This window comes from Arthrobacter sp. NPDC056691, from assembly GCF_042791415.1.
GTDB lineage: Bacteria > Actinomycetota > Actinomycetes > Actinomycetales > Micrococcaceae > Arthrobacter.
The window spans coordinates 60,807-70,017 of the sequence record NZ_JBHTXX010000005.1 but is presented as its reverse complement, the minus strand read 5'-3'; the positions used below and the strand labels follow the sequence as shown (position 1 = coordinate 70,017).

Here is a 9,211-nt window from a genome sequence, read left to right as displayed (position 1 = left end):
CCCGTTTGCAGGGGCGCATCAGGGGTGTGCGCTCCTGCCGCTACGCGAGGGTGTAGCCGGATCCGCGGACCGTCTTCAGCCAGCGTGGTTTCCTCGCGTCGTCCCCCAGCTTCCGGCGCAGGTTGCCGATGTGGGTTTCGATGATCCGGCCGGGGTCTCGCGTGCCGGCTGTGCGGCCTCCCGGGCCTGCCTCCCACTTCACGAGGCCCAGCAGCCCGACGAGTTCCGTCTTGGTGACCACACCGCTGCCACGCTGCAGCAGGATGTGCAGGAGGTCGAACTCGGTGCGGGTCAGCTGCAGGGCGCGCCCTCCGAGGGTGGCCGCCCGCGTTGCGCTGTCGAGCTCCAGCCCCTTGTGCTCGTAGCCGCGGGCTGCGGCGAGTGGCGGGGCGGCTGGCGGGCCCTGCGCCACCGCGCGTGTTTCGGCCGGCCGCAGGCTGCGCACCGGCGCGACAGAGGCCCGCAGCCGCGGTGACACCAGCGGCGCTTCCCGGGGCGTCACGATTCGCGGGACAGTCAGTTGACGGGGCCGGCGCAGCATGCCGTCAACGCGCGCCCGGAGCTCCCGTGGCCGAATGGGCTTGACCATGTAGTCGTCGGCCCCGGCGTCGAAGGCCTTCAAAGTGGCGCGAAGGGCGCTTCGAGCTGTGACGATCAGGATGTAGGTGTCGCTGAATTCGCGGATGCGCTGAAGCACCTCGTAGCCGTCCATGTCAGGAAGCACCAGGTCCAGTGTGACGGTGTCCGGGTGCCTGGCCTGCACCAACGCAAGCCCGGACTCACCGGTGGCAGCGCAATGCACGTCAAAACCGGCTTCCGCGAGGGTCGCACGCAAGAGGGACCGGACTTCCTCATCCCTCTCGATGACCACAACGACGCGACGATCATCCATCCCTTACCCCCTGTAAGGACCGAATTACTAAGACTGCTTCTCAGCCTACTAGCCACGGGGCGAAAACCCCGGCAGGGTATTACTCCCGCAGTGCCCGCGTGAGCTCTGCCCGGGCGAGCAGTTCGCCGTCGGAGGGGTAGGCCACTTCCTCGAACACCAGAGGGTGCGGCGCGGCCAGGACGGATCGTGCGTCCCGCTTCCGTGCGAGCAGCCGCTCGTGCAGCCATTCCGGGGGCTCTTGGCCCTCCCCCACGTACAGCGCCGAGCCCACCAGGGCGCGCACCATGTTGTGGCAGAAGGCGTCGGCCTGGACGGTAGCGACGATGACGCCGTCCTGCCCGCGGGAAAACTCGAACCGCTGCAGCTCCCGGACGGTGGTGGAACCCTCGCGTGGCTTACAGAAAGCGAGGAAGTTGTGCAGGCCCAGCAGCTTCGCCGCGCCTTCGTTCAGCAGGTCCACGTCGAGGGGCGTCTTGTGCCAGAGCGTGTCGTACCGGCTGAGCGGATCCCATTTCTCCGGGCCGTCCGCGATCCGGTAGCTGTAGCGGCGCCACAGTGCCGAGAACCGGGCGTCAAAGCCTTCAGGGGCAACGGCGGCGTGGTGCACCATAATAGCGCCGGTCTGGTCCCCCAGTCCCCGGCTGAGCGCCCCGCGGAGGCGCCGGAGGAGGGCGACGGCGGGATCAACATCCGCGCCGCGGTTCAGTCCCAGCCACTCGGCTTCCGTCAGGTCGAGGTGTACCACCTGGCCGCGGGCATGCACGCCCGCATCTGTACGCCCGGCGACGGTCACGCGCACGGGGCGGCGGAGCAGCAGCTCCAGCGCCCCCTCCAGAACTCCCTGAACGGTACGCCGGCCGGGCTGCACTGCCCACCCGCTGAACGGGCCGCCGTCGTACGCCAAATCGATCCGGATACGCAAAAACCCGCCGCCCCCCAAAACGGGGGCCGCGGGTTTTTGGTGGTTCATAGACTTAAGTCTATGCGAAGGATTTAGCGAATTACTTCGCGTCCTTCTCGTCGGCAGCAGCAGCTTCCTCGGCCGGAGCCTCGTCAGCAGCAGCTTCTTCAGCCGGAGCTTCCTCAGCGGCAGCTTCCTCAGCGGCCGGAGCCTCTTCGGTTGCAGCTTCGGTCTCAACGACCTCTGCTTCAGGAGCTTCCTCAGCGGCCGGAGCAGCAGCAGCGGCAGCCTGGGTAGCCTCGGCTACAACAGCCTGCTTGGCGGAAACCGGATCCAGAACCAGCTCGATGACAGCCATGGGAGCGTTGTCGCCCTTGCGGTTGCCGATCTTGGTGATGCGGGTGTAGCCGCCGTTGCGGTTCTCCACAGCCTGGGCGATGTCGGTGAACAGCTCGTGGACGACGCCCTTGTTGCTGATCAGGCCGAGAACGCGGCGGCGGGAAGCGAGGTCGCCACGCTTGGCGAACGTGACCAGGCGCTCTGCGTACGGCTTCAGGCGCTTGGCCTTGGTGACCGTGGTGGTGATCCGCTTGTGCTCGAACAGTGCGGCAGCCAGGTTCGCGAGCATGAGACGCTCGTGAGCCGGGCCGCCTCCGAGGCGCGGACCCTTAGTGGGGGTAGGCATAATTGTTTCTCCTCATATGGAAGCCGGGGGCTGCGCACAACGCGGTGCGGGCCAGCCCCTCGGCCAAGATCTGCTTGTTAGAGCTCGTCGTCGCTGAACGCGGCGTCGTCCTCTTCGATGGCTGCGGCGCGGGCTGCCAGGTCGAAACCGGGAGGCGAGTCCTTCAGGGACAGACCCAGTTCAACCAGCTTTGCCTTGACCTCATCAATGGACTTCGCACCGAAGTTACGGATGTCCATCAGGTCAGCCTCGGAGCGGGCAACGAGTTCACCCACGGTGTGGATGCCCTCACGCTTGAGGCAGTTGTAGGAACGGACCGTGAGGTCCAGATCCTCGATCGGCAGAGCCATGTCTGCTGCCAGGGCAGCATCCGTCGGCGACGGGCCAATCTCGATACCCTCAGCTGCGGTGTTCAGCTCGCGGGCCAGACCGAACAGTTCCACCAGGGTGGTGCCTGCGGAAGCAACGGCATCGCGCGGGGCGATGGCCTGCTTGGTCTCGACGTCGACAATGAGCTTGTCGAAGTCGGTGCGCTGCTCAACACGGGTGGCTTCCACGCGGAAAGTAACCTTCAGCACCGGCGAGTAGATGGAGTCAACCGGAATACGGCCGATCTCTGCGTCGCCGGACTTGTTCTGAGCTGCCGAAACGTAGCCGCGGCCGCGCTCGATGGTCAGTTCGAGTTCGAACTTGCCCTTCGAGTTCAGCGTGGCAATGTGCAGATCCGGGTTGTGGAACTCGACGCCGGCCGGCGGAGCGATGTCCGCGGCGGTGACGACTCCGGGGCCCTGCTTGCGCAGGTAAGCAACAACCGGCTCGTCGTGCTCGGAGGACACGGACAGGTTCTTGATGTTGAGGATGATCTCGGTGACATCTTCCTTGACACCCGGAACCGTCGTGAACTCGTGCAGCACGCCATCGATCCGGATGCTGGTTACAGCGGCACCGGGGATGGAGGACAGCAGGGTACGGCGGAGGGAGTTTCCGAGGGTGTAACCGAAGCCCGGCTCCAGCGGTTCAATGATGAAACGGGAGCGGTTTTCGGAGACGACCTCTTCGGAGAGGGTGGGGCGCTGTGCAATGAGCACTTAGGTTTCCTTTCGGCGAGCATCCGCTATATGACGCAACACAGGTGGTGGAAAATCGGTCTGAGACTTAACGCGCTGGGCTTGCCCGGACCCGAAACGGGTCCGGGCAAGCTCCGGCTGCGGAAAGTACTTAGACGCGGCGGCGCTTCGGCGGACGGCAGCCGTTGTGCGCGGCGGGGGTGACGTCCTGGATGGAGCCAACCTCGAGGCCGGCAGCCTGCAGCGAACGGATGGCGGTTTCGCGTCCGGAACCCGGTCCCTTGACGAACACGTCAACCTTCTTCAGGCCGTGCTCCTGTGCACGCTTGGCGGCGGCTTCGGCAGCCATCTGCGCAGCGAACGGGGTGGACTTACGCGAGCCCTTGAATCCAACCTCACCGGCGGAAGCCCAGCTGATCACAGCACCGGTCGGGTCCGTGATGGACACGATGGTGTTGTTGAACGTGCTCTTGATGTGCGCCTGGCCAAGCGCGATATTCTTCTTGTCCTTCTTACGCGGCTTGCGAACCGCGCCACGAGTCTTCGGGGGCATTTCTTCTCCTACAGAAAGTTATTTGGGGGAAGGCCGTGCTGATCCCACATTTTGCCTCAGGCAAATGCGGTTTAGCGGGCCTTCTTCTTGCCGGCGACGGTACGCTTCGGGCCCTTGCGGGTACGAGCGTTGGTCTTCGTACGCTGACCGCGTACGGGCAGGCCCTTGCGGTGACGCAGGCCTTCGTAGCTGCCGATTTCAACCTTGCGGCGGATATCTGCTGCTACTTCGCGGCGAAGGTCACCCTCAACCTTGTAGTTGCCTTCAATGTAGTCACGCAGCTCTACCAGCTGCGCGTCCGTCAGGTCCTTGACCCGAACGTCAGCGCTGATGCCGGTGGCAGCCAGGGTTTCGTGTGCACGGGTCTTGCCCACGCCGTAGATGTAAGTAAGCGCAATTTCCAGCCGCTTTTCGCGGGGAATGTCTACGCCAGCGAGACGAGCCATAGTGGCGGTACTCCTTGAATAAACCGGAGGTCGTAGGCAGTACACCCGCACTTTCAGTGCGGCCCCAGCCTCCGACCGGGGGTCAGCTGTCCGGACTCTTTCTAGCTCAATGTCCCAGTTCAGCTTGTGCTGCCTTTATTTACTTGCGTGGGTTAGCAACCCAGGGATTCCCTGACGGGAATTAGCCCTGGCGCTGCTTGTGGCGCGGGTTCTCGCAGATCACCATGACCCGGCCGTTACGGCGGATCACTTTGCACTTTTCGCAGATCTGCTTGACGCTCGGCTTGACCTTCATGGCGTTCCTTTGCGTGATAGCAGTTGGGCCGTTGGAGCGGCCGTAGGCAATTGCCTGACCGCCCAACGTTTACTTGTAGCGGTAGACGATACGACCACGTGTCAGGTCATAAGGGCTCAGCTCCACCACTACGCGGTCCTCAGGAAGAATCCTGATGTAGTGCTGGCGCATCTTCCCAGAGATGTGTGCGAGGACCACGTGCTTGTTGGTGAGCTCAACGCGAAACATCGCGTTGGGCAGCGCCTCAGTCACTACGCCCTCGATCTCAATGACCCCGTCCTTCTTGGCCATATCCTCCGCTAACTGTTGTTTGCCACAGACCTCCGGCTGGCGCCGGGCATGACTGCGGACGTTTTTGATTTGATTGACCGTCGCCCTCCGGCCGCAAATGGGCGTGGCAGGGCAGACAACCAACATGCAACTCTACGGCATTAGGACCGGAAAGTTAAATCCAGCCATGTTAGCGCACATTGCCCGGGTATGCACCAAATTCGCCGGCAGGAGTTGTCACCGGCCGGGCGCTGCTGACCCCGTCCAGGATGGCCAAACGTACGACGTCGGCTGCCGCGCTCTGCAGCGTTATGAGACTAATCTGCCGGGCAGCTTCCGTACTCCTGTCGAGCTCCTGGCCACCGGTGGCGAGGCAGAACACGGTGTCCCCGTCGGCCAGCGTGTGGCTCGGATTCAGCGCCCGTGCCAGCCCCGCATGGGCGGCCGACGCCGTCCGCTTGCACTCGGCCACATCCAGCGCTGCATTAGTGGCGACGACAACGAGCGTGGTGTTGAGCTGGGTGCCGGGGTCCGGTTCTGTGCCAGGGTCACCAACAGCTTCGCCGAACGGCAGGCCCAGCGCGTTCACCACTGCCAGGGCACCGACTACCACGCCGCTCTCAAGCGTGACCGACGCTGTGCCCACTCCCCCCTTGTATTTCCCGCGCCCGATGACGGCTCCGGTGCCGGCACCCACGTTGCCGCGTTCGACGTCGTGCCCTTCCGTCTGCGCGCCGGCGGCAGCGGCTGCAGCGTAGCCCATGGCCTCGTCCGGGCGGGCAGTGAAGTCGCCGCCGCGGCCGAGGTCGAAGATGGCGGCGGCCGGAACGATCGGCACTACTCCGCCCGCCACGGCGAAGCCGCGGCCCTGCTCCTCACACCAGCGCTGCGCACCATGCGCGGTGACCAGGCCGTAGGCACTGCCGCCGGTGAGCACGACGGCGTCCACGGTGCGCACCAGCGTGGTGGGGTCCATCGCATCGGTCTCATGGGTTCCTGGTCCTCCCCCGCGGACGTCCACCGAACCGACTGTCCCCGCAGGGGGCAGGACCACCGTCACCCCGCTCAGCCACCCGCCGTCGGACTTCTGCTGGTGCCCCACACGCACGCCCGGCACATCGGTGATCTTTCCGCGAGGTTCCATGCGCCCATTCTGCCCCGGGAGCTGACATGGCGACGCAGATACTTCCCCATGACGCGCAAAATCCCTGGCGATACCGGAATTCCGGTGTCGCCAGGGATTTTGCACGTCGCACAGCTAGGTGCGTGTCCCTCAGGGGATCGGGACCGGCACCACGCCGAGGGGTGCGAGCCGGGCTGCGCCGCCGTCGGGCGCCGACAGCACCCAGATACCCTTCTCATGGACAGCCACTGAATGCTCCCACTGGCACGAACGCTTGCCGTCGGTGGTGACCACGGTCCAGTCGTCCTCCAGCACGGCCGTCTCGATGCCGCCGCGCACCAGCATCGGTTCGATGGCCAGGCACAGGCCGGGACGGATCTTCGGGCCCCGGTGGCTGGTGCGGTAGTTCAGCACGTCAGGGGCCATGTGCATCTCCGAGCCAATGCCGTGACCCACATAGTCCTCGAGGATGCCCAGAGGTTTGCCCGGCACCGAGGAGACATAGTCGTCCACTGCGGCGCCGATGTCGCCCACGAACTTGCCCTTGGCCAGGGCGGCGATCCCGTGCCACATGGCCGTCTCGGTGACGTCGGAGAGCCGCTGGTCCTCCGGGTCCGGCGTTCCCACGATGACGGTCCGGGCCGAGTCGGAATGCCAGCCGTTGACGATCGCGCCGCCGTCGATCGAGATGATGTCGCCGTCCTGAAGAACCTTGTCGCCGGGGATGCCGTGGACCACTTCCTCGTTGACGGACGTGCAGATCGTGGCGGGGAAGCCGTGGTAGCCCAGGAAGTTGGACTTGGCGCCCGCTTCCAGCAGCACCGCAGCGAAGACCTCGTCCAGCTGGCGGGTGGTGACGCCCGGGGCTGCCGCGGCCACGGCAGCATCCAGGGCGCGGCTCAGGACGAGCCCGGCCTCATGCATGGTGCGCATCTGGGCGTTGGTCTTGTATTCAATGCGTGGCTGGCCGAATGCCATCAGCGGTGTTTCCTCTCAGTGTGCCCCTGCCCGGTAAGTTTCCTGGCCCGGGGCTAAATGCCGGAGGCCCCTCCCCATGGTCCGGGAGGAGCCTCGCAGCGTTGGAACTAATTTCAGGCGGCCTGCGCCTCTTTGATGGCCTGCATGACGCGGTCGGTGACCTCGTCGATCTGGCCGATACCGTCCACCTGGGTCAGGATGCCACGCTCGGCATACTTGGCCACAACGGCCTCGGTCTGCTCGTGGTACAGGTCCAGGCGGTGGCGGATGACGGCCTCGTTGTCGTCACTGCGTCCGGTTTCCTTCGCGCGGCCCAGCAGGCGGGACACGAGTTCCTCGTCATCGGCGGTGAGCTGCAGGACGACGTCCAGCTTCTGGTCGCCGTCGGCCAGGATCTGGTCCAGGTAGTCAACCTGGGCGGTGGTGCGGGGGTAGCCGTCCAGCAGGAAGCCGTCCTCGACGTCGCCTTCGCTGAGACGGTCGCGGACCATCTTGTTGGTCACGCTGTCCGGGACGAAGTCGCCGTTGTCCATGTACTTCTTGGCCTCAACGCCGAGCGGCGTCTCGCCCTTCACGTTGGCGCGGAAGATGTCGCCGGTGGAGATCGCAACGACGCCGAGGCGTTCTGAGATGCGTTCCGCCTGCGTGCCCTTGCCCGAACCCGGTGGTCCGATAATCAACATTCTGGTCATCGCAATAGCCCTTCGTAGTGACGCTGCTGTAGCTGCGCGTCAATTTGCTTGACGGTTTCCAGGCCAACGCCCACCATGATCAGGATCGAGGTGCCACCGAACGGGAAGTTCTGGTTTGCGTTGATCAGCACGAGCGCCACCAGCGGGATCAGTGCCACGAAGCCAAGGTAGAAGGCTCCGGGCAGCGTGATGCGCGACAGGACGTACTGCAGGTAATCCGCGGTCGGCTTGCCGGCACGGATACCCGGAATGAAGCCGCCGTATTTCTTCATGTTGTCGCTGACCTCTTCAGGGTTGAAGGTGATCGCGACATAGAAGTAGGTAAAGAACACAATCATGGCGAAGTACATCACCATGTAGATGGGGTGGTCACCGCGGGTCAGGTTGTTGTTGATCCACTCAACCCACGGCTGCATCGACTCCCCCGCCTTCGGCTGGTTGAACTGCGAGATCAACGCCGGCAGGTAGAGCATCGAGGAAGCGAAGATGACGGGAATGACGCCGGCCATGTTCACCTTGATGGGGATGTAGGTACTGGTGCCGCCCACAGTGCGGCGCCCGATCATCCTCTTGGCGTACTGCACCGGGATGCGGCGCTGGGACTGCTCCACGAAAACCACCAGGGCAACCGTGAGCAGCCCGATGGCCAGCACAATGAAGAACGTGCCCGGTCCCTGTGCGGTCCAGATGGCGCCCAGCGAGGTGGGGAAGCCGGCAGCGATCGCCGTGAAGATCAGCAGCGACATGCCGTTGCCGACGCCCTTCTCGGTCACGAGCTCACCCATCCACATGATGAGGCCGGTGCCGGCCGTCAGCGTGATGACGATGAGGATCGTGGTGATGACGCTCTGGTCCGGGATGATGGGCAGGTTACAGCCCGGCAGCAGCTGGCCGGAGCGCGCCAGCGACACCAGCGTCGTGGCGTTCAGCAGGCCAAGGGCGATGGTCAGGTACCGCGTGTACTGCGTCAGCTTGGACTGCCCGGAGGCGCCCTCTTCGTAGAGCTGCTGGAAACGCGGGATGACCACGCGCAGCAGCTGCACAATGATGCTCGCCGTAATGTACGGCATGATGCCCAGGGCGAAGATGGAGACCTGCAGCAGTGCACCACCGCTGAAAAGATTGACGAGCTGGTAGATCCCGCCCTGGGTCTGCCCGTTCGACAAGCATTGCTGGACATTCTGGTAGCTCACACCGGGCGAGGGGATAAAGGCTCCCAAGCGGAAGATTGTGATGATTCCCAGCGTGAACAACAACTTGCGTCGCAGATCAGGCGTCCGAAACGCCCGGCCGAATGCGCTTAGCAAGC

General features: G+C 64.5%; 12 protein-coding genes. All 12 read right to left on the bottom strand.

Annotated features, from left to right (window positions below; translation table 11 throughout):
- Positions 1-40 precede the first annotated feature (40 nt).
- On the bottom strand, positions 41-892 hold the full coding sequence (locus ACFRAU_RS06400) for a response regulator transcription factor (RefSeq protein WP_377999222.1): 852 nt from the start codon (positions 890-892) through the stop codon (positions 41-43).
- Positions 893-971: 79 nt separating this feature from the next.
- Positions 972-1,862 carry a tRNA pseudouridine(38-40) synthase TruA gene (truA, locus tag ACFRAU_RS06395; protein ID WP_377999221.1) on the bottom strand — a complete coding sequence of 297 codons (891 nt, stop codon included), beginning with the start codon at positions 1,860-1,862 and terminating at the stop codon, positions 972-974.
- A gap of 31 nt (positions 1,863-1,893) precedes the next feature.
- Complete coding sequence (gene rplQ, locus ACFRAU_RS06390) at positions 1,894-2,478, bottom strand: 50S ribosomal protein L17 (protein WP_377999220.1); 585 nt, start codon at positions 2,476-2,478, stop codon at positions 1,894-1,896.
- Positions 2,479-2,555: 77 nt separating this feature from the next.
- Complete coding sequence (locus ACFRAU_RS06385; RefSeq protein WP_003803733.1) at positions 2,556-3,566, bottom strand: DNA-directed RNA polymerase subunit alpha; 1,011 nt, start codon at positions 3,564-3,566, stop codon at positions 2,556-2,558.
- A gap of 130 nt (positions 3,567-3,696) precedes the next feature.
- Positions 3,697-4,098 (bottom strand): 30S ribosomal protein S11, encoded by a 402-nt coding sequence (gene rpsK / locus ACFRAU_RS06380; RefSeq protein WP_003803734.1) that lies wholly within the window; start codon positions 4,096-4,098, stop codon positions 3,697-3,699.
- Between the two features lie 71 nt (positions 4,099-4,169).
- Positions 4,170-4,544, bottom strand: coding sequence for a 30S ribosomal protein S13 (gene rpsM, locus ACFRAU_RS06375; RefSeq protein WP_003803743.1), 375 nt, complete (start codon positions 4,542-4,544; stop codon positions 4,170-4,172).
- Positions 4,545-4,725: 181 nt separating this feature from the next.
- On the bottom strand, positions 4,726-4,839 hold the full coding sequence (rpmJ, locus tag ACFRAU_RS06370; RefSeq protein ID WP_009358722.1) for a 50S ribosomal protein L36: 114 nt from the start codon (positions 4,837-4,839) through the stop codon (positions 4,726-4,728).
- A 69-nt stretch (positions 4,840-4,908) separates the two neighbouring features.
- On the bottom strand, positions 4,909-5,130 hold the full coding sequence (gene infA / locus ACFRAU_RS06365; protein WP_011775571.1) for a translation initiation factor IF-1: 222 nt from the start codon (positions 5,128-5,130) through the stop codon (positions 4,909-4,911).
- Between the two features lie 169 nt (positions 5,131-5,299).
- A complete protein-coding gene (locus ACFRAU_RS06360; protein ID WP_377999219.1) occupies positions 5,300-6,253 on the bottom strand; it encodes a P1 family peptidase in 954 nt (317 codons plus the stop codon).
- 129 nt (positions 6,254-6,382) lie between these two features.
- Positions 6,383-7,210 (bottom strand): type I methionyl aminopeptidase, encoded by an 828-nt coding sequence (gene map, locus ACFRAU_RS06355; RefSeq protein WP_377999218.1) that lies wholly within the window; start codon positions 7,208-7,210, stop codon positions 6,383-6,385.
- Between the two features lie 113 nt (positions 7,211-7,323).
- Positions 7,324-7,893: an adenylate kinase gene (locus ACFRAU_RS06350; protein ID WP_175304999.1), complete on the bottom strand. Its 570-nt coding sequence runs from the start codon at positions 7,891-7,893 to the stop codon at positions 7,324-7,326.
- Positions 7,894-7,898: 5 nt separating this feature from the next.
- Entirely contained in the window at positions 7,899-9,209 is a 1,311-nt protein-coding gene (gene secY / locus ACFRAU_RS06345; RefSeq protein WP_377997728.1) for a preprotein translocase subunit SecY, read from the bottom strand.
- Positions 9,210-9,211 lie beyond the last annotated feature (2 nt).

Coding starts and splice junctions, on each gene's coding strand:
- ACFRAU_RS06400 (WP_377999222.1), bottom strand. CDS start 892: ATGGATGATCGTCGCGTCGTTGTGGTCATCGAGAGGGATGAGGAAGTC.
- truA (WP_377999221.1), bottom strand. CDS start 1,862: ATGAACCACCAAAAACCCGCGGCCCCCGTTTTGGGGGGCGGCGGGTTT.
- rplQ (WP_377999220.1), bottom strand. CDS start 2,478: ATGCCTACCCCCACTAAGGGTCCGCGCCTCGGAGGCGGCCCGGCTCAC.
- rpsK (WP_003803734.1), bottom strand. CDS start 4,098: ATGCCCCCGAAGACTCGTGGCGCGGTTCGCAAGCCGCGTAAGAAGGAC.
- rpsM (WP_003803743.1), bottom strand. CDS start 4,544: ATGGCTCGTCTCGCTGGCGTAGACATTCCCCGCGAAAAGCGGCTGGAA.
- rpmJ (WP_009358722.1), bottom strand. CDS start 4,839: ATGAAGGTCAAGCCGAGCGTCAAGCAGATCTGCGAAAAGTGCAAAGTG.
- infA (WP_011775571.1), bottom strand. CDS start 5,130: ATGGCCAAGAAGGACGGGGTCATTGAGATCGAGGGCGTAGTGACTGAG.
- ACFRAU_RS06360 (WP_377999219.1), bottom strand. CDS start 6,253: ATGGAACCTCGCGGAAAGATCACCGATGTGCCGGGCGTGCGTGTGGGG.
- map (WP_377999218.1), bottom strand. CDS start 7,210: ATGGCATTCGGCCAGCCACGCATTGAATACAAGACCAACGCCCAGATG.
- ACFRAU_RS06350 (WP_175304999.1), bottom strand. CDS start 7,893: ATGTTGATTATCGGACCACCGGGTTCGGGCAAGGGCACGCAGGCGGAA.